General features: G+C 70.1%; 20 protein-coding genes and 1 pseudogene. 4 read left to right on the top strand and 17 right to left on the bottom strand.

The window, feature by feature from the left end; genetic code table 11:
• Positions 1-42 precede the first annotated feature (42 nt).
• Positions 43-381, top strand: a complete 339-nt coding sequence (locus tag Prum_RS30910; protein WP_173079672.1) for an XRE family transcriptional regulator — start codon at positions 43-45, stop codon at positions 379-381.
• Here Prum_RS30910 and Prum_RS30905 read toward each other — a convergent pair.
• The 17 genes from Prum_RS30905 to Prum_RS30825 all read right to left on the bottom strand — a co-directional run bounded on the left by Prum_RS30905 (position 366) and on the right by Prum_RS30825 (position 17,482).
• Positions 366-1,244 (bottom strand): carbohydrate ABC transporter permease, encoded by an 879-nt coding sequence (locus Prum_RS30905; RefSeq protein WP_173084340.1) that lies wholly within the window; start codon positions 1,242-1,244, stop codon positions 366-368. The two genes, Prum_RS30910 and Prum_RS30905, sit on opposite strands and share 16 nt — an antisense overlap.
• A gap of 20 nt (positions 1,245-1,264) precedes the next feature.
• Positions 1,265-2,263, bottom strand: coding sequence for an ABC transporter ATP-binding protein (locus tag Prum_RS30900; RefSeq protein ID WP_173079671.1), 999 nt, complete (start codon positions 2,261-2,263; stop codon positions 1,265-1,267).
• Entirely contained in the window at positions 2,260-3,570 is a 1,311-nt protein-coding gene (locus tag Prum_RS30895) for an ABC transporter substrate-binding protein (RefSeq protein ID WP_371871282.1), read from the bottom strand. The genes Prum_RS30900 and Prum_RS30895 overlap by 4 nt, the downstream gene beginning before the upstream one ends.
• Entirely contained in the window at positions 3,570-4,367 is a 798-nt protein-coding gene (locus Prum_RS30890) for a carbohydrate ABC transporter permease (RefSeq protein WP_173079669.1), read from the bottom strand. Before Prum_RS30890 ends, Prum_RS30895 begins: the two co-directional genes overlap by 1 nt.
• Positions 4,368-4,370: 3 nt before the next feature.
• Entirely contained in the window at positions 4,371-7,184 is a 2,814-nt protein-coding gene (locus Prum_RS30885) for a beta propeller repeat protein (RefSeq protein ID WP_173079668.1), read from the bottom strand.
• A 418-nt stretch (positions 7,185-7,602) separates the two neighbouring features.
• The gene (locus Prum_RS30880) at positions 7,603-7,950 is read right to left on the bottom strand and encodes a metal-sulfur cluster assembly factor (RefSeq protein WP_308785388.1); all 348 of its coding nucleotides are present in this window, start codon (positions 7,948-7,950) and stop codon (positions 7,603-7,605) included.
• Positions 7,947-8,417 carry a Fe-S cluster assembly sulfur transfer protein SufU gene (gene sufU / locus Prum_RS30875; RefSeq protein ID WP_173079667.1) on the bottom strand — a complete coding sequence of 157 codons (471 nt, stop codon included), beginning with the start codon at positions 8,415-8,417 and terminating at the stop codon, positions 7,947-7,949. Before sufU ends, Prum_RS30880 begins: the two co-directional genes overlap by 4 nt.
• Complete coding sequence (locus tag Prum_RS30870; protein WP_173079666.1) at positions 8,417-9,709, bottom strand: cysteine desulfurase; 1,293 nt, start codon at positions 9,707-9,709, stop codon at positions 8,417-8,419. Before Prum_RS30870 ends, sufU begins: the two co-directional genes overlap by 1 nt.
• 15 nt (positions 9,710-9,724) lie before the next feature.
• Complete coding sequence (gene sufC / locus Prum_RS30865; protein WP_173079665.1) at positions 9,725-10,498, bottom strand: Fe-S cluster assembly ATPase SufC; 774 nt, start codon at positions 10,496-10,498, stop codon at positions 9,725-9,727.
• Positions 10,495-10,824 carry a non-heme iron oxygenase ferredoxin subunit gene (locus Prum_RS30860; protein WP_173079664.1) on the bottom strand — a complete coding sequence of 110 codons (330 nt, stop codon included), beginning with the start codon at positions 10,822-10,824 and terminating at the stop codon, positions 10,495-10,497. Before Prum_RS30860 ends, sufC begins: the two co-directional genes overlap by 4 nt.
• A complete protein-coding gene (gene sufD, locus Prum_RS30855; protein ID WP_173079663.1) occupies positions 10,821-11,960 on the bottom strand; it encodes a Fe-S cluster assembly protein SufD in 1,140 nt (379 codons plus the stop codon). The genes Prum_RS30860 and sufD overlap by 4 nt, the downstream gene beginning before the upstream one ends.
• Positions 11,960-13,366 (bottom strand): Fe-S cluster assembly protein SufB, encoded by a 1,407-nt coding sequence (sufB, locus tag Prum_RS30850; RefSeq protein ID WP_371871393.1) that lies wholly within the window; start codon positions 13,364-13,366, stop codon positions 11,960-11,962. The genes sufD and sufB overlap by 1 nt, the downstream gene beginning before the upstream one ends.
• 12 nt (positions 13,367-13,378) lie before the next feature.
• The gene (locus Prum_RS30845) at positions 13,379-14,080 is read right to left on the bottom strand and encodes a helix-turn-helix transcriptional regulator (protein WP_246278199.1); all 702 of its coding nucleotides are present in this window, start codon (positions 14,078-14,080) and stop codon (positions 13,379-13,381) included.
• A gap of 10 nt (positions 14,081-14,090) precedes the next feature.
• The gene (locus Prum_RS30840; protein ID WP_173079661.1) at positions 14,091-15,023 is read right to left on the bottom strand and encodes a COX15/CtaA family protein; all 933 of its coding nucleotides are present in this window, start codon (positions 15,021-15,023) and stop codon (positions 14,091-14,093) included.
• Positions 15,024-15,027: 4 nt separating this feature from the next.
• Entirely contained in the window at positions 15,028-15,960 is a 933-nt protein-coding gene (locus Prum_RS30835) for an ATP-grasp domain-containing protein (protein ID WP_173079660.1), read from the bottom strand.
• 8 nt (positions 15,961-15,968) lie between these two features.
• A complete protein-coding gene (locus Prum_RS30830) occupies positions 15,969-16,304 on the bottom strand; it encodes a hypothetical protein (protein WP_173079659.1) in 336 nt (111 codons plus the stop codon).
• 209 nt (positions 16,305-16,513) lie between these two features.
• Positions 16,514-17,482 (bottom strand): heme o synthase, encoded by a 969-nt coding sequence (locus Prum_RS30825; RefSeq protein ID WP_173084335.1) that lies wholly within the window; start codon positions 17,480-17,482, stop codon positions 16,514-16,516.
• Positions 17,483-17,734: 252 nt separating this feature from the next.
• Here Prum_RS30825 and tkt point away from each other — a divergent pair, with 252 nt between their 5' ends.
• From tkt to Prum_RS30810, 3 genes and pseudogenes are all read left to right on the top strand, one after another.
• Positions 17,735-19,837, top strand: coding sequence for a transketolase (tkt, locus tag Prum_RS30820; RefSeq protein WP_173079658.1), 2,103 nt, complete (start codon positions 17,735-17,737; stop codon positions 19,835-19,837).
• 14 nt (positions 19,838-19,851) lie between these two features.
• Positions 19,852-20,964: a transaldolase gene (gene tal, locus Prum_RS30815; RefSeq protein WP_173079657.1), complete on the top strand. Its 1,113-nt coding sequence runs from the start codon at positions 19,852-19,854 to the stop codon at positions 20,962-20,964.
• A pseudogene (locus Prum_RS30810) lies at positions 20,957-22,544 on the top strand (phosphoglucose isomerase-related protein). Before tal ends, Prum_RS30810 begins: the two are co-directional and overlap by 8 nt.
• Positions 22,545-22,551 lie beyond the last annotated feature (7 nt).

The following is a 22,551-nucleotide window of genomic DNA, read 5'->3' as shown; positions in this document are numbered from 1 at the left end:
GTACGAGTCCCACCTGGCCGAGCTGGAGTTGAGGGAGTACGAATGAGCACGACGCCGTGGAATGAGATGCGGCAGCGGATGGAGCAGGCACGTGCTGCCAAGGGCCTCCCGCCGCGGACCGACACGGACCGCCAGGCCGACGTTGACCGGATCCGGGCCGAGGCGCGGGCCTTCCAGCTCGCCGAGCTGCGTCGTGGGCAAGACCTCACCCAGCAGGACGTCGCCGGGACGATGGGGGTCTCCGCGCCACGCGTCTCCGCGATCGAGCGCGGCGATGTCGAGCGGGTGGAGCTGTCGACGCTGCGCGCCTATGTCGAGGCCCTCGGCGGCAGACTGCAGGTTATCGCCGAGTTCGGCGACAACCTTTACCGAGTCGCCTGACCAAAGCTCCCCAGGGAGCGGCGGATGAGGCGCCACTGGAGGACCACCGCGACCACGGTCAGCGCGAGCATCACGAGCGTGGCCGCCGAGGCGTACCCGTAGCGCAGGTACTCGAACGCGTTGCGGTACACGAACAGCGACAGGTACGTCGTCGCGTACGGTGGCGGGCCGCCGTCGGTCACCACGAGCGCGGGCACGAACGACACCTGGAAGCTCAGGATCGTGTCGCGCACCAGCAGCAGCCCCAGCACCGGCGCGATCAGTGGCAGGGTGATCCGGCGGAAGATGTCCCATCCGGTGGCGTCCTCGATGGCGGCCAGCTCGTACACCTCGGGTGGCAGGGCGAGGCGCGCCGCGAGCAGGACCACAAAGGACTCCCCGATCGTGAAGAGGCTCATCACGACGATCGCCGCCCGCGCGTCGGTCGGATCGGTGAGCCACTGCGGCGGCGTGCGACCCAGCGCCGTCAGCCCGTTCTCGCCGCCGACCCGCAGGAGTTGGTTGACCGGGCCGTACAGCGGGTTGAACAGCCACAGCCACAGCAGGCCGTACGCCACCTCCGGGACCGCGGTGGGCAGGGCCGCGACGGCGCGGGCCGTGCCGACGCCGGGCGCCCGCCGGTGCAGCAGCAGCGCCAGCCCCAGAGCCACAAGCAACCGCAACGGTACGGCGACGGCCGCGAACACGAGCGAGTTCACCAGCGCCGTACGGAATATGTCGTCGCCGGCCAGTTCGGTGAGGTTCGCGGTGCCGGTCCACTGTGGTGGCTGCACGAGGTCGTAGTCGGTGAACGCGAACGCCAGCGTCACGGCCGCCGGCAGGAAGACGAGCAGGACCAGCCCCACGGTGTACGGCGCCAGCATGAGGCCCAGCTGCCGCCGGCTCATACGCGCTGGCCCGTGACGGCGTCGAAGACGTGCACGTCGGCCTCCCGTACGGCCACGCGCACCTGCGCTCCGGGCGCCGGCCGGTCGGCGGCGGGGATCCGGGCCACCATCGGATGCTCCCCCAACCGCAGGTAGGCGTGGGCGTCCTCGCCGACGACCTCCACCCGTTCCACGGTGGCGGCGACGCCGTCCGCGCCGAGCCGCACGGCGGCCGGCCGGACGCCGATCACCTGGCCGGTGCTGGCCAGCCCCGGCAGCGGGCCGTCAGCCGGCAGCAGGTTCATCGGCGGCGAGCCGACGAAACGGGCCACGAACGTGGTCGCCGGCGTCCGCCAGATCTCGTCGGGCGTGCCCACCTGCTCGATGCGCCCCGCGCGGAGGACGGCGATCCGGTCGCCCAGCACGAGCGCCTCGACCTGGTCGTGGGTGACGTGCAGCATCATGCCGCCGACCCGGCCGTGCAGGGCCTTCAGTTCGGCGCGCATCTCCACCCGCAGCTCGGCGTCCAGGTTGGACAGCGGCTCGTCGAGCAGGAAGACGTCCGGCTCGCGCACCAGCGCGCGGGCCAGGGCGACACGCTGCCGTTCACCGCCGGAGAGCTGGCCGGGCCGGCGGTCGAGGAGATGGGCGCAGCCGACGACCGTGGCCGCCCGATGCGCCCGTTCCCGCGCTTCCGCCTTCGGTGTGTCCCGCACGATCAGCCCGAACGCGATGTTGTCCGCCGCGGTCAGGTGTGGGAAGAGGGCGTACGTCTGGAAGACCATCGCCACGTTGCGGCGGCCGGGCCGCAGCCGCGTGACGTCACGCCCGCCGATCGCGACGCGGCCGGCGGCCAGCGGTTGGAGGCCGGCGACCACACGGAGCAATGTGGACTTGCCTGCGCCCGACGGCCCGAGGACGACGAGCAGTTCGTCGCGGGCGACCGCCAGGTCGACGCCGTGCAGGACCTCGGTGGCGCCGTGCGTGACGCGTACTCCGTCGAGGACCAGCGTCACGGTGTTTCGCCGCGGGCGAAGAGTGGCCGGGTCTGTTCGTCCAGCTGCCGGATGACGTCGTCGAGCTTGTCGCCGCGGTACAAGGCGTTCTCCAGGATGCCGCCGGTGACGTCCTCGATCTCCGGCCAGGTGGAGATGGTCGGGACCGGCTTCACCGTGGCGATCGCGTCGAGGAAGACCTGGGCGTTGCGCGGCGGCTGCGCCGGGTCGAGGAACGCGCTGGACTTGGCGACCTCGATGTTCGACGGCACGGTGCGGCCGGTGCCGGCGATGATGCGCTGCCCCTCGGGACCGACCGCGAACTCGAGGAAGCGCCACGCCGCGTCCTTGGCCTTGGAGCCGCGGGTGATGCAATACGCGTCGGAGTGCAGGATACCGACCCGCTGCCCGTACGTCGGCAGCGGCGCGACGTCCCACTCGAAGTCCTTGATGGTACGGAACGTGGTGGTGACCCGCCGGGACTCCAGCAGCATGGCGAGGCGCCCGTTGGCGAAGCGGGAGGCGTCGTCCTCCGCCTCCACCTCCTCGTCGGTGGGCACCACGCCGTACGCCAAGCGCAGCTCGACGAAGTTGCGCAGCGCCTCCCGGGCCGCCGGCGAGTCGAACGTGAACCGGGTGGGCTTACGGTCGTTGTCGACGATCTGACCGCCGTTGGACCACACGAACGGCGCGACCCGGATCATCACCGGCTCCACACCGAGGCCGTACACGGCGACCCGGGCGCTGCCGCCCTCGGCCTCGGTGCCGCGGACGATGGCGCCGCTGGCGTTGCGGGTCATCGCGGTGGCAGTGGTGATCAGGTCGTTCCAGGTCCAGCCCGGCTTCGGCTCGGCGACGCCGAATTTCTTGAAGAGGGTGCGGTTGTAGTACACGGCGAGGCTGGACGCGTTCTGCGGCAGGCACAGCTGCTGGTCGCGCCAGCGAAACGCGCCCATCGCCTGCGGGTAGAAGTCCTCGCTTTTGACCACAGTGGACTTCGCGAGCCGGCCGTCCAACGACTCGATCGCGTTCTTCGCCGCGAACTGGCCGTAGAAGCGGTAGTTCATCAGGAAGAGGTCCGGTGGCGAGCCGCCCGCGATCGATGTGGACAGCCGGGTGATGAGGTCTTCCCGGTCGCTCGCCTCGATCAGCTGCACCTCGGCACCCGGCGCCGCCTTGCCGTACGCGGACACGAGCGTGCGGAACGCCTCGAGCTCCTCGGGTGCGCCGAAGACGAGCAGCCGGATCGAGGCGGGCGCGTCCGCCGGCTCCGGTGCGCCGCACCCCGCGAGCAGGACCACCGGCAACAACAAGGCGAGCAATCGCATCATGACTCCCGGTACTGGTGAAGGAACCTACGCTGCGCGACTACGAAGACGGCGAGCGGCGGGACCGTGGTGAGCACGGCGCCGGCCAGGAAGACCGGGAAGTTCGTCGGGTCGAGCGTGGCGAGCGAGCGCAGGGCGAGCGGAAGGGTGAACAGGTCGCGGTCGTAGACGTACACGAGCGGGTCGAGGAAGTTGGACCAGGTGAGCACGAACGTCAGCGCCGCGATCGCCGCGGTCACCGGCCGGACCAGGGGCATGGCCACCCGCCACCAGGTCCGCAGTGGACTGAGGTCTTCGAGCCGGCAGGCGTCGTACAGGTCGGCCGGCAGCGCGCGGAACGCCAGGTAGTACACCAGCGGATAGAGCGGCGAGGTGGCCAGCAGCGCCGGCGCCACGAGCGGCGCCAGCGTGTCCGTCAGTCCGAGGGTACGGAACAGCGCGAACCGGGGTACGAGCAGCGCGGTGGCCGGAGCCATCAGCGCGCCGAGCGAGGCGACCACGACGACCGCGGTGAGCCGGCGTGGCAGTTGGGTGAGGGCGAACCCGGCCAGCGCCGCCACGAGCACGCTGACCGGGACCGCGACCGCTGCTACGACGACCGAGTTGACGCCGGCGCGTACCAGACCGCCGAGGTCGACGGCCTGGGTGTACCCCTCGGCGGACATCGGGTCCGGGAGGAGTTGCGGGCCCGGTGGGGGCGGCAGCCCGGGCCGCCGCAGTGATCCCGCCACCAGCATCAGCAGCGGCGGCAGGAACACCGCGACGACGGCTACCGCCCCGACGGAGCGCCACCTCATCTATCAGTCAAGGTTGAGCCGCCACGCGGACAGGCCGTGGGTGGCCGCGTACACGATGCGCTTGCCGGGCAGGATCGTCAGGCCGGCGACCTCGACGTTGGGCATCCCCGGCGCCGCCTTCGTCCACGTCGTCGTGCCGGCCGCGAGGCGCAGCACGCCGAAGTCGGTCGAGGCGTACAGGTCGCCCTTGACGTCGTCGCGGACGAGGTCGGTGACCGGGATGTCGCCGAAGTCGTACGACCGGTCGACCCAGGTGGACGTGCCCGCGGCGGGGTCGAACGTGACCTCGAAGACGTGCCCCGGGGTCGCCGTCGTGTTCACGTTGTAGCCGCTGTAGGAGATCCACGCGTGGTTGCCGTTGTTCGGGTCGACGTGGATGCTGCTGACGAACCGGTTGGGCGTCACCGCGTCGTCGTCGACCCGGGCCCACGCCACGGACGCCGCGGGCTCGGCGTCCACGTTGGACGTCACGAACACGCGGCCGGTCGTGGTGGCCGCCCAGGCGCTCGACGCGTTCGCCGTCGTACGCTCGATCGCCGCGACCGCGCCGCCGGCCCGGTCGCCCCAGAACGGGTCGACCAGCCGGTTGGGCCCCAGCTCCGCCCAGTCGCCACAGGTGGCCTCGAACGTGCCGGTCCACGTGTTGCAGACCCGGTTCGCCTCGGCCAGGCTGCGGTCGCCGAGCCCGAACGTCTTGGTGCGGTACGCCGTCCGGCCGGTGCCGGCGAACATCGTGCCGCTGACCTTCGGATCGCTGATCACCGGCGAGTAGAACTGCGACCCGGCCTGGCCGGCGAGCTGATCCGCGGTCCAGATCCAGTCCGGCATGGCGCCGTTGTTGAAGTTCACCTCAGGTGTCGTGTCGTTGTACGTGTGGAAGCGGAAGCTCCTGTTGGTGACGTCGAAGCCGGACTGCCCGCCGTCACCGATGATGGTGTTGAGCCACCGGGTGCGGTTGCCGCCGTTCTCCCAGGTCCCGTTGTCCTGCGTGCCGCCCTGCAGCAGCGTGTGGTCGTGCGGGCTCACCGATAGGCTCATGAACTGCAATGTGGACAGTCCACTGTTGATACCGTCCAACCTGGACGGTATCCGGGAGAGCATCTGCCGGCACCGGTCCAGCTGCACCGGGGTCAGCTGCCGGTCCGGGTTGTCGCACCACGCCGAGCGGTTGACGAACGTCCCGCTCGACCGCATCACGCCGCCGTCGTTCGTCTCGAAGAACTGGAACGGGTTGCGCGGGTTGGTGACGATGTCGTGCTGGTCGGGGTGCAGCCCGTTCGGGTGCAACTCGTCCGTGCCGTCGAACGTCATGTCCGTACCCGTCGCGCCGGCGTCGGTGGACAGGATCACCGCCCGCTTGTTGGCGATCGTCTCGCCGTACGCGTAGGACCCGCCGGCGTACACGATGTCGGGGTGGCCGTCGGGCGTGTGGACGAACACGTCGTACCAGCACTGTCCACCGCAGAGGTTGTACCAGGCGAAGCCCGGGTCGGCCACGTTGGCGCTGGTCAAATCGGTGTACACGGGCGTTCCGGTGGCGACGTCGTCGCTGCGGAAGAGCCGGGCGTACGGCGCGCCGGTGTTGCCCTCGTAGACGTACATCCGGGTCTGGCCGCTGGGCAGGCGGGTGACGTCGAAGGCCGGACGGGTCTGGATGATCGCCGCGTTGAGCGACGGCTTGATCTGCGTCCAGGTCGCCCCGGCGTCGTTGGAGCGCCAGACGCCGCGCGCGTACGACGAGGCGTACACGATGCTGGAGTTGGCCGGGTCGAGCTCGACCTGGCGGACGCCGCGCGGCGAGCAGGTGGCGGTGTTGGCGAACTCGCCGGCGCTGCCGGTGCAGTCGGCGGCGTTGACCGAGCCGTTGTGGATGAACGCGAAGGTCTTGCCGCCGTCCGTCGACTTGTACAGGCCCCACTTCGCCGCGCCGGGCGTCGGCCGGGTCACGCCGGTGCAGCACACGCTCGACATGCCGGTCAACGCGGTGGTCGTGCCGACGTACAGCGTCTTGGGGTCGCCGGGCTTGACCACGATCTCGCCGATGCCCTTGCCGGCCAGCTCCGCCTTGCCCAGCGGGCCGATCCAGGTGCGGCCGCCGTTCACCGACTTGTAGAGGCCGACGCCGGCCGCGCAGCCCGAGCCGCAGATGTTGGCCTCGCCCGTACCCAGATAGATCGTGTTGCGGGTGGGGTCGTTCTTGTCGATGGTGACCGCGCCCGCGCTGTTGATGTCCAGCGGCCCGGCCAGGTATTCCCACTTCGGCGCCTTGCGCAGGATGTCGTCGGTGCGCCAGACGCCGCCGCCGGCCGGCGTGATCCACGCCCGGCAGGAGCCCGGCCAGCACCGGTCGCTGATCGCGATCGAGGTGGTGCGGCCGCCCGCGACATACTCGTTCGGCACATAGTTGGAGGAGTTGCGCAGCGGCGTGTCGGGGTAGACCGCCTCGCTGGGCCCGACCGGGAACCAGGTGCCCTTCTTGGCCTTGCCCCGCGGGAAGCCACGGTTGAACGACGTGGTGAACGCCCGCTTGGCGGCGTCGACCTCGGCGACGGCGATGGCCGTGTCCGGGTACGCCCGCTTCAGGTACTCGGCATCGGCCGCGGAGGCCGGGCCTTCCAGGGCCATGCCGCTGTTGCCGGGCATCGCCTGGCGAAGCTTTTCGAGGTGCCTGGCGAGGGCGGTCGGTACCTCCGCCTCGCCGGTCACGGCGGTGGGTGCGGCCGGTGCGCCGGACAGGTAAACGGCGACCAGACCGGTCGAGACAACGAGCAGGCCGACCGCTACGCCTGCCAGGGATTGACGACGTCTTCGGGTCACGGGGGTCCCCTTCCCTGGGGTGCCGCCGCCGCGCAATGACCAGCAGAGATCGTCAGCCGTCACTGGCGACGCTTTCAGCACCTTCCCAGAAAAGAACACCTGCTCACAAGCATGTAGATGTAACGATCAGCGACAACCCCGTCGATCAAGATCCAATGCCCTTTCGGGTACGCCAACGGACGCGACCCGGGGGTGCGCCGGCATGCCGCATCCTCCCGAGACTTACGTGAAGGATCTGAGTCGCCCCAGCGACCCAAATCCTTCACGTTCATGCAGGCTCTCACCAGGTGAGATCGACCGGCCATGGCTAGTGGCCAACCGCGTCGATCAAGGGCAAACGGCCGCGGATTGGAGATCAAACCACGGCCGTTTGCCCTTGATCGACGCACGAAAAGGGTAGGAGGAGGGAGAGGGGAAGCTAGACGTTGAAGCCTAGGGCGCGGAGCTGGTCGCGGCCCTCGTCGGTGATCTTGTCGGGGCCCCACGGCGGGAGCCAGACCCAGTTGATCCGGAAGTCGCTGACGAGGCCGCCACCTGGGCCGCCGGTCAGGGCCGACCGGGTCTGGTCTTCGATCACGTCGGTGAGCGGGCAGGCCGCCGAGGTCAGCGTCATGTCCAGCGTCGCCACGTTGTCGTCGTCGATGTGGATGCCGTACACGAGGCCGAGGTCGACCACGTTGATGCCGAGCTCCGGGTCGACGACGTCCTTCATCGCCTCTTCGACATCGGCCACCGGGGCCTTACTAGTAGCGGTCACGTCACTCATGCCTTCACCTCCGGAGCCGCCGACGGTGCGACGGCAACACCCGCGCGCGCCGCGGCGTCCTTGAACGCCATCCACGGTAGCAACGCGCACTTCACTCGGGCCGGGTAGCGAGCCACCCCGGCGAACGCCACCCCGTCGCCGAGCAGCTCCTCGTCCGGGGTCACCTGGCCCCGGCCGCCCATCAGCTCGACGAAGCCATCGAGAACCCGAAACGCCTCGTCGGCGCTCTGGCCGCGCAGCAGCTCGTACAGCACGCTGGCCGACGCCTGGCTGATCGAGCAGCCCATGCCGTCGTACGAAATGTCCGAAAGGCGGGAACCATCGAGTGCCACCCGAATGGTCACCTCATCGCCACACGTCGGGTTCACATGATGCGCCTCGCCAGCGAAAGGCGATCGCAGGCCACGGCCGTGCGGGCGCTTGTAGTGATCCAGGATGATCTCCTGGTACAGCTGGTCGAACTCCATCAGCCGAACACCCTCCGCACCTGCTCCAGGCCGCGCACCAGGGCGTCGACCTCGCCGACCGTCGTGTAGAGGTAGAACGACGCGCGGGTCATGGCCGGTACGCCGTACCGCACGCAGATCGGGCGGGCGCAGTGGTGGCCGACGCGCACCTCCACACCGACCGAGTCGAGGATCTGACCCACATCGTGCGGGTGTACCCCGTTGAGGTCGAACGAAATCGTGCCGCCGCGGCCCACCGGCGTCGTCGGGCCGAAGATCCGCAGGCCCGGGACGGTCGCGAGAGCGTCCAGGGCGTACGTGGTCAGCTCCTTCTCGTGCCAGCGGATGGCCTCCATGCCGACGCTCGTCAGGTAGTCGACGGCGGCGCCCAGCCCGATCGCCTCGGCGATCGGCGGCGTGCCGGCCTCGAACCGGGCCGGCGGCGGCGCGAACGTCGACCGCTCCAGCGTGACCGTCTCGATCATCGAGCCGCCGCCGAGGACCGGCGGCATCGCGGCGAGCAGCTCGTGCCGCCCCCACAGCACGCCGATGCCGGTCGGGCCGCACATCTTGTGACCGGTGAACGCGATGAAGTCGACGTCGAGGTCGGCCACGTCGACCGGGATGTGCGGCACCGCCTGCGACGCGTCGAGCATGACCAGCGCGCCCACCTCGCGGGCCCGGGTGGTGATCGCGGACGTCGGGTTGATGGTGCCGAGGGTGTTGGAGACCAGCGCGTACGAGACCAGCTTGGTGCGCTCGTTGACCAACTCCTCCAGCGGAGAGAGGTCGAGCCGGCCGGCGTCGGTCACCCCGAACCAGCGCAGCGTGGCGCCGGTCCGCTCGCACAGCAGCTGCCACGGCACGATGTTGGAGTGATGCTCCATCTCGGAGATCACGATCTCGTCGCCAGGGCCGATATTGAAGGAAGAGCCCGGCCCGGCGTTCGACATCGCGTACGCCACGATGTTGATCGCCTCGGTGGCGTTCTTGGTGAAGACCACCTCGTCCGGGGTGGCCGCGTTGATGAACGCCGCCACCTTGGCCCGCGCGCCCTCGTACGCCTCGGTCGCCTCGGTGCCGAGCTGGTGCACCGAGCGCGCGACGTTGGCGTTGTGCCGCTCGAAGTGCTCCCGCATCGTGTCGATCACCTGTTGCGGCTTCTGCGAGGTGTTGCCGCTGTCCAGGTACACCATCGGGTGCCCGTTGACCTCCCGGCCCAGGATCGGGAAGTCGGCACGCACCTTCTCGACGTCGAAGCGCGGCACGTCGCCGTACTGCGGCATGCCTTGCGGGATCGCGATCGTGGTCATGCGCCGTGCCCCTCCCTATGCCGCAGCCGGTCCGGCGCCTGCGAGGTAGCGCTCGTAGCCTTCGGCTTCGAGCTTCTCGGCCAGCTCCGGGCCGCCCTCCTCGACGATCCGGCCGGCGACGAAGACGTGCACGAAGTCCGGCTTGATGTAGCGCAGGATCCGGGTGTAGTGGGTGATCAGCAGCAGGCCGGTCTCGCCGGTGGCGCGGACCCGGTTGACGCCCTCGCTCACCACGCGCAGCGCGTCGATGTCGAGGCCGGAGTCGGTCTCGTCGAGGACCGCCACCTTGGGCTTGAGCAGCTCCAACTGCATGATCTCGTGCCGCTTCTTCTCGCCGCCGGAGAAGCCCTCGTTGACGTTGCGCTGGGCGAACGCCGGGTCCATGTGCAGACGCTCCATCGCGGCGCGCAGCTCGCCGGCCCAGGTGCGCAGCTTCGGCGCCTCGCCGTCGATGGCGGTCTTGGCCGTACGCAGGAAGTTGGCCACGGATACGCCGGGCACCTCGACCGGGTACTGCATCGCCAGGAACAGCCCGGCACGGGCCCGCTCGTCGACGGTCATGGACAGCACGTCGACGCCGTCGAGCAGCACCGAGCCGCCGGTGATCTGGTACTTGGGGTGGCCGGCGATCGAGTACGCCAGGGTCGACTTGCCCGACCCGTTCGGCCCCATGAGGGCGTGCGTCTCGCCCGCCCGCACGGTCAGGTTGACCCCGGCCAGAATCGGCTTGAGCTCGCCCTCGGGCAACTTCACCGACACCTGCAGGTCGCGGATCTCCAGGGTGCTCATGACGGGACTACTCCATTGCTAGGCGTGAGCGATACGTAAACTTCGCCGTCGCGGATCTCGACGGGAAAGACGGGGACGGGCTCGGTCGCGGGCAGCCCGGTGGGCTCGCCGGTCCGCAGGTCGAAGCGCGAGCCGTGCAGCCAGCACTCCAGCGTGCAGCCGTCGACCTCGCCCTCCGACAGCGGCACCGCGGCGTGCGAGCACTCGTCGTAGATGGCGTAGAAGTTGTCGTCTTCCGCGTGCACCACGGCGATCTCGGTGCCGTCGATGTCGGCACTGATCGTGCTGCCCTTGGGGACGTCGTCCACCGAACAAACCTTGATCATGTGCCCGCCTTCGCCAACCGATCCTCGATCGACGCGCCGAGCCGCTCGCGCAGCTCCTCGACCGGGATCTTGTTGATCAGCTCGGCGAAGAAGCCGCGCACGACCAGCTTGCGCGCCTCACCCTCCGGGACGCCGCGGGACATCAGGTAGAAGAGCTGCTCGTCGTCGAAACGGCCGGTCGCGCTGGCATGGCCGGCGCCGGCGATCTCGCCGGTCTCGATCTCCAGATTGGGTACGGAGTCCGCGCGCGCTCCGTCGCTCAGCAGGAGGTTGCGGTTGATCTCGTACGTGTCGGTGCCGGTCGCCTGCACCTGGATCAGCACGTCGCCGACCCAGACGGTGTGCGCGCTGTCGCCCTGCAACGCGCCGCGGTAGCCGACGTAGCTGCGGCAGTCCGGCACGCTGTGGTCGACGAGCTGGCGGTGCTCCAGGTGCTGGCCGGCGTCCGCGAAGTACAGCCCGTACAGCTCGGCCTCGCCGCCGCGCCCGGTGTAGTCGACGCTGGTGAACTGCCGGACCAGGTCGCCGCCCAGGGACACCTGGATGTGCGTGACGCGGGCGTCCCGGCCCAGCCGGAACTTGACATGCTGGGCCTGCACCGCGTCCGGCGCCCAGTCGGCCACCGTCACGAAGGTGAGCTTGGCGCCGTCGGCGACCGCCACCTCGACGTTGTCGGCGAGCACCACCGAGCCGACCTGCTCCAGCACCACGGTGGCCTCGGCGAACCGCCCGACCTCCACATAGGTGTGCCCGAAGCTGGGCGTCTCGGCGCCGGCGCCGGCCACCGTGAGCACCGCCGGCCGGTCCAGCACCGCGTTGGCGGCCACCGAGACCACCGACGCCTTGCCGGCCTTGCCGTACGCGAGGGCGCTGATCCGGTCGAACGGCGTGAGCACGCTGCCGATCCGCGGGTCACCGAAGTCCACAGTCGACACGGTGACGCCGGCCGGCAGCTCGGCGTACCCGATGACGGGAGCGGGACCACCGACCTCGTCGCCGGTCAGGCGGCGCAGGCGCTTGAGTGGCGTGAAGCGCCACTCCTCCTCCAGGCCCGTGAGGGCCGGGAAGTCGGCGACATCGTAGGACCGCAGCGCCTGAGACTTCGTCTTAGGGGGTGCGGCGAGAGTGTCGGTCATTAACCGACCGCTCCTTCCATCTGCAGTTCGATCAGGCGGTTGAGCTCCAGTGCGTACTCCATCGGGAGCTCCTTGGCGATCGGCTCGATGAAGCCGCGCACGATCATCGCCATCGCCTCGTCTTCGCTCAGGCCGCGGCTCATCAGGTAGAAGAGCTGGTCCTCGCTGACCTTGGAGACGGTCGCCTCGTGCCCCATCGACACGTCGTCCTCGCGGATGTCGACGTACGGGTAGGTGTCCGACCGGGAGATCGTGTCGACCAGCAGCGCGTCGCACTTGACCGTGCTCTTGCTGTGGTTGGAGCCCTCGAGGACCTGCACGAGACCGCGGTACGACGTGCGGCCGCCGCCACGGGCGATCGACTTGCTGATGATGGTCGAGGAGGTGTTGGGCGCGGCGTGCACCATCTTGGCGCCGGCGTCCTGGTGCTGCCCCTCGCCGGCCATGGCCACCGAGAGGACCTCGCCCTTGGCGTGGTCACCAACCATGTAGACGGCCGGGTACTTCATCGTGACCTTGGAGCCGATGTTGCCGTCGATCCACTCCATGGTCGCGCCCTCGTGCGCCACCGCGCGCTTGGTGACCAGGTTGTAGACGTTGTTGGACCAGTTCTGGATGGTCGTGTAGCGGCAGCGGGCGTTCTTCTTCACGATGATCTCGACGACCGCGCTGTGCAGCGAGTCGGACGAGTAGATCGGCGCGGTGCAGCCCTCGACGTAGTGCACGTACGCGCCCTCGTCGACGATGATCAGGGTCCGCTCGAACTGGCCCATGTTTTCCGTGTTGATCCGGAAGTACGCCTGCAGCGGGATGTCCACGTGCACGCCCTTCGGCACGTAGATGAACGAGCCGCCGGACCACACCGAGGTGTTGAGCGCGGCGAACTTGTTGTCGCCCACCGGGATCACCGTGCCGAAGTACTCCTTGAAGAGTTCCGGCTGCTCCCGCAGCGCGGTGTCGGTGTCGAGGAAGAGGACACCCTGCTCCTCCAGGTCTTCACGGATCTTGTGGTAGACCACCTCGGACTCGTACTGCGCCGCGACGCCGGAGACGAGGCGCTGCTTCTCGGCCTCCGGGATGCCCAGCTTGTCGTACGTGTTCTTGATGTCGGCTGGCAGGTCGTCCCAGCTCGCGGCCTGCTTCTCGGTGGAGCGCACGAAGTACTTGATGTTGTCGAAGTCGATCCCGGTCAGATCGGCGCCCCAGCCTGGCATCGGCTTGCGGCCGAACAGCCGCAGGCCCTTCAGGCGCAGGTCGAGCATCCACTCGGGCTCGTTCTTCTTGGCTGAGATATCACGAACGACCGCCTCGTTCAGACCCCGCTGCGCCGAAGCGCCGGCGACGTCCGAGTCGGCCCAGCCGTACTCGTAGTTGCCGAGGACGGCGAGCTGCTCCGCTTGGGTCATCTGCTCGGTCATCTATTCGGTCCTCACCGTGGTTGTTTGGGCTGGGATGTGAGTCGTGCACACCCCGTCGCCGTGCGCGATCGTGGCCAGGCGCTGCACATGGGTGCCGATCAGGCGGGAGATGACCGCCGTCTCGGCCTCGCAAAGCTGGGGGAACTCGGCGGCCACGTGCGCCACCGGGCAGTGGTGCTGGCACAGCTGCCCGCCGGACGCGATCGTGGACGCGTTGGCAGCGTAGCCTTCGGCGGTCAGAGCAGCGGCAAGCGCCTCCGCGCGGGCGAGCGGATCGTCACCCGCTCCCTCCAGCGCGGCCCGGCAGCGGGCCTCCAGGCCGGAGACCTGCTCGGTGGCGAACTCCGCCACCGCGGCCGGGCCGCCGGTGCGGGAGATCCAGCGCAGCGCGGCGGTCGCCATGCCGTCGTAGAAGTGGGTGCCGCAGTCCTGCCGGCCCGCGTCGGTCAGCACGAACGCCTTGGCCGGGCGGCCGCGGCCGCGGTGGCCACGGACCGGCTGCTCGCGGGCGACGACGACGCCGTCGGCCAGCATCGCGTCGAGGTGACGCCGGATGGCGGCGGGGCTCAGGCCCAGCTCGGTGCCCAGCTCGGCCGCCGTGGCGGAGCCGTGCTCCAGCAACAACCGGGCGACGCGATCACGGGTACGCCCGTCGACCGCCGCCGCCGGCTGCTGCTCAGACAGCGCCGACACGTATTTCACAACGCCAACGTTACGTATTTCCCGTGGTACCCGCAAACCGGTCTTGGAGTGATCCACCCCACGCACTCACGTCCGGCTGCTCTTCGATCACGCGGCGCTTGGCCCGCACGACGACCGCCCACAGCACGGACAGCGTCGCCAGCCAGACCAGGCAGGCGCCGAGCATGTGCGCGCCCACCAGCAGCACCGGCAGGTCGGTGAAGTACTGGACGAAGCCGATCAGCCCCTGGCCCAGCTCCACGGCGATCAGCACCAGCGCCGCGCGGGCCGCCGTGTGCGCGCCCAGCGCCCGCAGCCCCAGCCAACCGGCCACCGACAGGCCGATCAGCAGGAACACCAGGTCGGCGTGCACCTGGGAGATCGTCTCCGGGTCGAGGCCGTTGCGGGCCGCCCCGTGGTCGCCGGAGTGCGGCCCGCTGCCGGTCACCCACGTGCCCACCACCAGCACCGCCGCGCTCACCCCGGTGACCAGCCAGGCCAGCGCCCGCACCGGCTTGGGCGCGGGCGGGGCGACCGGCAGCCCGCGGGTGGCCCGCCAGAACGCGTACGCCGCCAGCAGCATCAGCATCGAGGCGAGAAAGTGCAGGCCCACCACCCACGGGTTGAGGTTGGTGAGCACGGTGATCCCGCCGATCACGCCCTGGAGCGGGATGCCGAGCAGCACCGCACCGGACAGCAGCACGAGCGGCCGCTGCCGGGGCCGCTGCCGCCAGGCCGCGATGAACGCCGCGAGCGCGATGAACCCGACGACGTACGTGAACATCCGGTTGCCGAACTCGATCGCCCCGTGGATGCCCATCTCCCGGGTCGCCGTGTACGACTCGTCGGTGCACCGCGGCCAGGTCGGGCAGCCGAGCCCGGAGTCGGTCAGGCGGACCGCCCCGCCGCTGACCACGATCGCGACGTTGGCGACGACCGAGGCGAGGGCGAGGCGGCGCAACACGCCACTATGTTACGTAGTAGTCGTCCCGCTTACGGGCGCGGGTCGCGACCGCCGCCGCAAGCCGATCCGCCGCCCCCTCGGCCGTCGCCAGGAAGAGCGAGGGCTCGGTCAGTTCCAGCTCGACCACCACCGGGAGGTCGTCCGGGCCGGGGATCAGGTCGACGCGGGCGTACAGGAGGCTGTGCGGGTCGCCGGGTGCCACGGCCAGCGCGCGCTCCCCCAACTCCAGTTCGGCGTCCAGCGGCCGCCGCGGCCGGATCGTCTCCTCCTTGTAGAGGCCCGCGCCGCCCTCGTCCGGACCACCGAGCATCGCGCCCTTGCGGATGGCGTGACTGAACGCGAGCCGCCCCGACTCGTCGGGGAGGTAGAGCAGGGAGGTCTCGCCGTACGTGTCGACGGCGGTCAGGTAGGGCTGGACCATCACGAGCCGGCCGGCGGCCTGCAATCGGGCGACGTGTGCCTGGGCCAGTTCCCGGTGCTCGGGCAGGCCGAGGTCGTACCGGCCGGTGTCGACGCTGCCGGCGCCCACGGCGGGCTTGACGACGTACTCACCGCCGTCCGGAAGGTCGACGCCGTCGACAGCCCAGGTCGTCGGTACGACGGGAACCCCGGCGCCGGCCAGGTCGCGCAGGTAGCGCTTGTCGGTGTTCCACCGGACCACGTCGGCCGGGTTGGCCAGGCGGGGCACCGCGCTCGCCCAGTCCACGAACTGCTCGCGCCGGGCCGCGTAGTCCCAGGTCGAGCGGAGCACAGCGAGGTCGAAGCCGGCCCAGTCGACGCCCTCGGCGTCCCAGGCCACCGGCACCGCGGTCACGCCGCGAGACCGCAGCGGCGCCAGCAGCAGCCGGTCATCCGGGTCAAGATCGGGAATTTCGCCGCACGTAACGAGAGCGACCCGGGATTCCTCCCGGGTCGCTGGGACAGAATTACTGGTCACGAGATTTCCTACCGAGACAGCGACCGCTTACCCATCGACCGCCAAAGGTCGTTGCTCGGGCGCATCTGGTCCATGAGCTCGCGCTCCCACTCGTTTTCCACCTCGACGCCCGCCTTCGCGCACGCCTGCCGCGCCACGTCGGTGGCATCGGCGAACTGGTCCGCCCACTCGCCGTCTTCCCCCACGAGGACGATTCGGGCGCCCCGCTTACCGACGTACTCGATGACCGCCTTCGCGCCGCCGTGACCGGCGGCGAAGGCCCGGATGCCCGCGACGAGGCCACCAGGGGCCTGTGCCGGAGCGGTCGGGCCGGCGGTCATGTGTGTATCGGAACCATCTGCCATGAGCACGAGCCTAGGCAGACTCCCTCGAAGGTTGCCGACCTCTCACATTTTTTTGTGATGCCAATTACCCGACCATTTCGACACGTCACCCAGAGGTTTTGCCCGATTTATCAACATAAAAGCTCATAAGAACACCGGGCAAAAGGGGCACGGTTACAACCGCATTTCGATCGACTTCAGAATCGGGCGTTTCACGCGCCAAAGGGACGTTAGAGCAGTGCGTCGGCGGCGACCGCGACGAAAAGGATCGTCAGGTACGTGGTGGACCAGTGGAAGAGCCGCATCGGCCGCAGGGGCTCCCCGCGCCGGGAGCGACGGACCAGCCGATGCGCCTCCAGAAGAAGGAGCGCGCCGACGACCAGCGCCGTTACTCCGTACAGCGGGGTCATGCCCAGCGGCCACACCGCGACCGACGCGGCCACGGTGAGCCACGCGAACAGGATGATCTCCAGGTTGACCCGGCGCTGCGAGGCAACCACCGGCAGCATCGGGATGCCGGCGCGGGCGTAGTCCGCCTTGAACTTGATCGCCAGCGCGTAGAAGTGCGGCATCTGCCAGAAGAACACGACCGCGAAGAGGGCCCAGGCGGGTGCGGCCAGCGAGCCGGTCACCGCGGCCCAGCCGATCAGCACGGGCGCGGCCCCGCAGGCGCCACCCCAGAAGGTGTTGGCCGGCGTGGTCCGCTTGAGCCACAAGGTGTAGATGACGTCGTAGTAGACGATCGCCGCGAGCGTCAGCCCGGCCGCCAGCCAGTTGGTGAACACCGCCATCAGCGTCACCGACACCACACCGAGCACCAGGCCGAAGACCAGCGCGCTGCGCGGCGACACCCGGTGCGCGGGCAGCGGGCGCCGCGAGGTCCGCTTCATGAGCTGGTCGATGTCGCGGTCGATGTAGCAGTTCAGCGCGTTCGCCGCGCCCGCGGCAAGCGATCCGCCGATCAGCACCACGGCCACCAGCCACAGCGACGGCACGCCGTCGGCCGCCAAAACCATCGCGGGTACGGTCGTGACGAGCAGCAACTCGACGATGCGCGGCTTGGTCAGGGCCACGTACGCCTTGACCACCCCGGCGACGTCCCACCGGCGCGTCTTCTCCCGCTGCGGCACCAGGTCACGCGGTGCCACCGGCACCAGGGGCCGGGCTGCGGCCGGAGAGTGTGGGCGCTCGGTGATCATGCTCACGTGACGTGTTCACCTTCCGGCATTGGCGCGGGCTGGCGTTTCGGCGCGGACCGGCAAGGTCATCGCGCCGACCGACAGGGTACGCGCAGGCGGAACCCGGCTTTACTACGACCCCTCGTAGATGCGCGGACGTGCGTCCCGTCACAGCTTGTTCGCCCACCCGTCGGGACGTCACCCGGCAGACGTTTAGCACGGGTATATAGGGTCATCGCAAGAGGGTCGACGCATTGCCGAGGAGCACACACCGTGACCGCGAACGAAGCACAACTCAACTGGTCCGACCTCGACCGCAAGGCGGTCGATACCGTACGGGTCCTGGCCATGGACGCCGTCGAGAAATCCGGTAACGGCCACCCCGGTACGGCGATGAGCATGGCGCCGGCGGCCTACCTGCTGTTCAACAAGCTGCTGCGGCACGATCCGACCGATCCGCAGTGGGCGGGCCGGGACCGCTTCGTCCTGTCCATGGGCCACTCCAGCCTCACCCTTTACATCCAGCTCTACCTTTCCGGGTACGGCCTGAGCCTCGACGACCTCAAGTCGTTGCGCCAGTGGGGCTCGCTGACCCCCGGCCACCCGGAGCACGGTCACACGGTCGGCGTCGAGACCACCACCGGCCCGCTCGGGCAGGGCGTGGGCAACGCGGTCGGCATGGCGTTCGCGGCGCGCCGGGAGCGGGGTCTCTTCGACCCGGAGGCCGCGCCGGGCCAGTCCCCGTTCGACCACTACATCTGGGCGTTCGCCTCGGACGGCGACCTCGAAGAGGGCATCAGCCACGAGGCCAGCGCGCTCGCCGGCCACCAGAAGCTCGGCAACCTGATCCTGGTCTGGGACGACAACGAGATCTCCATCGAGGACGACACCCGGATCGCCAAGAGCGAGGACATCGCGGCCCGGTACGCCGCGTACGGCTGGCACGTCGAGACCGTCAACTGGCGCTCCGGCCACCCCGAGGAGGGCGAGTACCACGAGGACGTGGAGGCGCTGAACGCCGCGCTGGAGCGGGCGAAGGCGGAGACCGACCGGCCCTCGTTCATCGCGCTGCGCACCATCATCGCCTGGCCCGCGCCCACCAAGCAGAACACCGGCAAGGCGCACGGCTCCGCGCTCGGCAAGGACGAGGTGGCCGCCACCAAGAAGCTGCTCGGCTTCGACCCGGAGCTGTCGTTCGCCGTGGACGACAAGGTGCTCCTGCACGCCCGCGAGGTGGTCGACCGGGGCCGCGCCGCGCATGCCGAGTGGCAGCAGAAGTTCGACGCCTGGGCGGCCGCCAACCCCGAGCGCAAGGCCCTCTTCGACCGGCTGGCGACGCGTACCCTGCCGGCGGGCTGGACCGAGGCGCTGCCGGTGTTTCCTGCGGACCCCAAGGGCGTCGCGACCCGGGCCGCCTCCGGAAAGATCCTCAACGCCCTCGCGCCGGTGCTGCCGGAGCTGTGGGGCGGCTCGGCCGACCTGGCGGAGAGCAACAACACCACGATGGCCGGCGAGCCGTCGTTCGTGCCGCCGGAGTTCGCCACCAAGGAGTTCCCCGGCCACGAGTACGGCCGCACGCTGCACTTCGGCATCCGCGAGCACGCCATGGGCGCGATCCTCAACGGCATCGTGCTGCACGGCGGCACCCGGCCGTACGGCGGCACGTTCCTGGTCTTCAGCGACTACATGCGCCCGGCCGTACGGCTCGCCGCGCTGATGAAGCTGCCGGTCATCTACGTCTGGACGCACGACTCCATCGGCCTCGGCGAGGACGGCCCGACGCACCAGCCGATCGAGCACCTGTCGGCGCTGCGGGCGATCCCCGGCCTCGACGTGGTCCGCCCGGGCGACGCCAACGAGACCGCGTGGGCCTGGCGGCAGGCGCTGGAGCACACCGACCGGCCGACCGCGCTGGCGCTGACCCGGCAGGCGCTGCCGGTCTTCGACCGCGGTGTCGTCGCGTCCGCCGAGGGCGTGGCCAAGGGCGGGTACGTCCTGGCCGACGCGTCCAGCGGGCAGCCGAGCGTGATCATCATCGCCACCGGCTCCGAGGTGCAGCTGGCGCTGACCGCCCGGGAGCGGCTGGAGGCCGAGGGCACCCCCACCCGGGTCGTCTCGATGCCGTGCCAGGAGTGGTTCCGGGAGCAGCCCGAGGCGTACCGGGAATCGGTCCTCCCGCGCGGCGTGAAGGCCCGGGTCAGCGTGGAGGCCGCGATCGCGATGTCCTGGCGCGACCTGATCGGCGATCAAGGTGAGGCCGTGAGCATTGAACACTACGGGGCCAGCGCGCCGTATCAGGTGCTGTTCGAGCAGTTCGGCTTCACCGCCGACCACGTCGTCGCCGCCGCCCACGCGTCGCTGTCGCGGGTTAACTGAGAGAGGCTAGAGCCATGACTGACCGGCTTGCAGAACTTTCCGCCGCTGGCGTAGCGGTGTGGATCGACGACCTGTCCCGGGTACGGCTGGTGTCCGGTGGGCTCGACCAGCTGCGCCGTGAGAAGCACGTGGTGGGCGTGACCACCAACCCGACCATCTTCGCCAAGGCGCTGAGCGACGCCGACGCGTACAACGAGCAGCTGCGCGACCTGGCCGTGCGCGGCGTGACCGTCGAAGAGGCGGTCCGCATGCTCACCACGTACGACGTGCGGTGGGCGACCGACGTGATGAAGCCGGCGTACGACGCGTCCGCGGGCGTGGACGGCCGGGTCTCGATCGAGGTCGACCCGCGCCTGGCGTACGAGACCGAGAAGACCATCGCCGAGGCCAGGGCGCTGTGGTGGCTGGTCGACCGGCCCAACCTGTTCATCAAGATCCCGGCCACCGAGGCGGGCCTGCCGGCGATCACCGCCACACTGGCCCAGGGCATCAGCGTCAACGTCACGCTGATCTTCTCGCTGGAGCGGTACTCGCAGGTGATGGACGCGTTCCTCGCCGGCATGGAGCAGGCCAAGGCCAACGGCCACGACCTGACGAAGATCGGCTCGGTGGCGTCCTTCTTCGTGTCCCGGGTGGACACCGAGGTCGACAAGCGCCTCGACAAGATCGGTTCGGACGAGGCCAAGGCGCTCAAGGGCAAGGCGGCCGTCGCGAACGCCCAGCTGGCGTACGAGCGGTACGCCAAGGTGTTCAGCTCGGAGCGCTGGCAGAAGCTGGCCGACGCCGGCGCGCACCCGCAGCGTCCACTGTGGGCGTCCACCTCGACGAAGAACCCCGCCATGCGGGACGTCATCTACGTCGAGGAGCTGATCGCGCCCGGCGTGGTCAACACGATGCCGGAGCCGACCATCCACGCGTTCGCCGACCACGGCGAGACCCGCGGCGACACCGTCACCGGCTCGTACGCCGACGCCCGCCAGGTGCTCGACGACCTCGCCGCGCTCGGCGTCGACTACGACGACGTGGTGCAGACGCTGGAGCAGGAGGGCGTGGAGAAGTTCGAGGCGAGCTGGCTGGAGCTGCTGCGGGCCATCGAGGGCCAGCTGGAGATCTCAATCAATGGGTGATGTCGAGGCGGCCGCCGGGTTGGCCGTCTGGGGGGCCGATCCGGTGGGCGCCGAGGCCCGCGCGACCCTGGTCGAAGCCGGGGTCCCGGGCCTGCTCGTGCAGAAGGACCCCACGCTGTGGGGTGCGGACGCCGAGGCCGAGGCGAAGGTGCGGCTGGGCTGGCTCGACACGTTCCGGCGCAGCCGCGACCTGCTCCCCCAACTCGCCGAGCTGAAGGCGGAGCTGGCGGATCTGGACCGGGTGGTGCTGGCCGGCATGGGCGGCTCGTCGCTCGCGCCGGAGGTGATCTGCCGTACGCTCGGCCGCCCGCTGACCGTGCTGGACACCACCGATCCGGGGCAGGTCCGGGCCGTGCTCACGGAGAGGCTGGAGCGCACCGTCGTGGTGGTCGCCAGCAAGTCCGGCTCGACGGTGGAGACCGACAGCCACCGGCGCGCGTACCTGCGGGCGTTCCTCGACGCCGGGTTCAGCGAGGCCGAGGCTGGGCGCCACTTCGTCGTGGTGACCGACCCGGGATCGCCGCTGGTGGAGATCGCCGAGGAGATGGGTGCCACCGTCATCTTCGCCGACCCTGAGGTGGGCGGTCGCTACTCGGCGCTGACCGCCTTCGGCCTCGTACCCGCAGCTCTGGCCGGGGTGGACGTGGCCGAGCTGATCGATCAGGCCGAGGAGCTGCACGCTTCGCTTTCGAAGGACCGCGACAACCCGGCGCTGGCGCTGGGCGCCGCGCTCGGCGCGGCGGTGACCGCGGGCCGCGACAAGGTGGCGCTGGTCGAGGACGGCACCGGGATCGTCGGTCTGGCCGACTGGGTCGAGCAGCTGCTCGCCGAGTCGACCGGCAAGGACGGCCGCGGCATCCTGCCCGTCGTGCTGGAGACGCCGGACGCCCCATCGCCGGCGGCGAGGACGTGCTCACCGTGACCGTGGGCGGCTCGCTGCCCGTCGGCGCGGTGCCCGGCGGCGGGGTACGCCCCGACGTGGCCGTCAACGGGCCGCTGGGGGCGCACTTCCTGGCCTGGGAGTACGCCACGGCGGTGGCCGGGCGGGTGATCGGCATCGACCCGTTCAGCCTGCCGGGCAGGGCGGCGGCGTCCGCACTCCCGGTGGAGGATCCGGCGTTCGTCGAGGGCGCCATCGAGGTCTACGGCACCTCGGCGCACTCGGTCGAGGGCGCGCTCGGCAGCCTGCTGCTGGCCGCCCGCCCGCACGGGTACGTGGCGGTCATGGCCTTCCTGGACCGGTTCGCCGACGCCCGGGCCGCGCAGGTGCGCCCGCTGCTGGCCGAGTTGAGCCGCCGTCCGGTCACCTTCGGGTGGGGACCGCGCTTCCTGCACACCGCCGGGCTGTATCACAAGGGCGGGCCGCAGCTCGGCGCGTTCCTGCAGATCACCGGGGCGGTCGGCGCCGACCTGGCGGTGCCGGGCAAGCCGTACACCTTTGGAACCTTGCAGGCGACGCAGGCCGCCGGCGACCGGCAGGCCCTGACCAGCCGCGGACGCCCCTCGTTCGCCTGCACCTGACCGATCGGGCAACGGGCATCGTTCAGCTACTGGACGCTGTCCGGTCCCTGCGGAACTGAAAGGATG

Origin of the sequence: Phytohabitans rumicis, from assembly GCF_011764445.1 — a bacterium.
GTDB lineage: Bacteria > Actinomycetota > Actinomycetes > Mycobacteriales > Micromonosporaceae > Phytohabitans > Phytohabitans rumicis.
The sequence above is the reverse complement of the archived record's forward strand: the minus strand, read 5'-3'. Positions and strand labels throughout refer to the sequence as shown.

What these genes read in the sequence shown, in the direction of transcription:
- Prum_RS30910 (WP_173079672.1), top strand. Translation starts at nt 43, where the DNA reads ATGAGCACGACGCCGTGGAATGAGATGCGGCAGCGGATGGAGCAGGCA.
- Prum_RS30905 (WP_173084340.1), bottom strand. Translation starts at nt 1,244, where the DNA reads ATGCTGGCGCCGTACACCGTGGGGCTGGTCCTGCTCGTCTTCCTGCCG.
- Prum_RS30895 (WP_371871282.1), bottom strand. Translation starts at nt 3,570, where the DNA reads ATGCGATTGCTCGCCTTGTTGTTGCCGGTGGTCCTGCTCGCGGGGTGC.
- Prum_RS30890 (WP_173079669.1), bottom strand. Translation starts at nt 4,367, where the DNA reads ATGAGGTGGCGCTCCGTCGGGGCGGTAGCCGTCGTCGCGGTGTTCCTG.
- Prum_RS30880 (WP_308785388.1), bottom strand. Translation starts at nt 7,950, where the DNA reads ATGAGTGACGTGACCGCTACTAGTAAGGCCCCGGTGGCCGATGTCGAA.
- sufU (WP_173079667.1), bottom strand. Translation starts at nt 8,417, where the DNA reads ATGGAGTTCGACCAGCTGTACCAGGAGATCATCCTGGATCACTACAAG.
- Prum_RS30870 (WP_173079666.1), bottom strand. Translation starts at nt 9,709, where the DNA reads ATGACCACGATCGCGATCCCGCAAGGCATGCCGCAGTACGGCGACGTG.
- sufC (WP_173079665.1), bottom strand. Translation starts at nt 10,498, where the DNA reads ATGAGCACCCTGGAGATCCGCGACCTGCAGGTGTCGGTGAAGTTGCCC.
- Prum_RS30860 (WP_173079664.1), bottom strand. Translation starts at nt 10,824, where the DNA reads ATGATCAAGGTTTGTTCGGTGGACGACGTCCCCAAGGGCAGCACGATC.
- sufD (WP_173079663.1), bottom strand. Translation starts at nt 11,960, where the DNA reads ATGACCGACACTCTCGCCGCACCCCCTAAGACGAAGTCTCAGGCGCTG.
- sufB (WP_371871393.1), bottom strand. Translation starts at nt 13,366, where the DNA reads ATGACCCAAGCGGAGCAGCTCGCCGTCCTCGGCAACTACGAGTACGGC.
- Prum_RS30830 (WP_173079659.1), bottom strand. Translation starts at nt 16,304, where the DNA reads ATGGCAGATGGTTCCGATACACACATGACCGCCGGCCCGACCGCTCCG.
- Prum_RS30825 (WP_173084335.1), bottom strand. Translation starts at nt 17,482, where the DNA reads ATGATCACCGAGCGCCCACACTCTCCGGCCGCAGCCCGGCCCCTGGTG.
- tal (WP_173079657.1), top strand. Translation starts at nt 19,852, where the DNA reads ATGACTGACCGGCTTGCAGAACTTTCCGCCGCTGGCGTAGCGGTGTGG.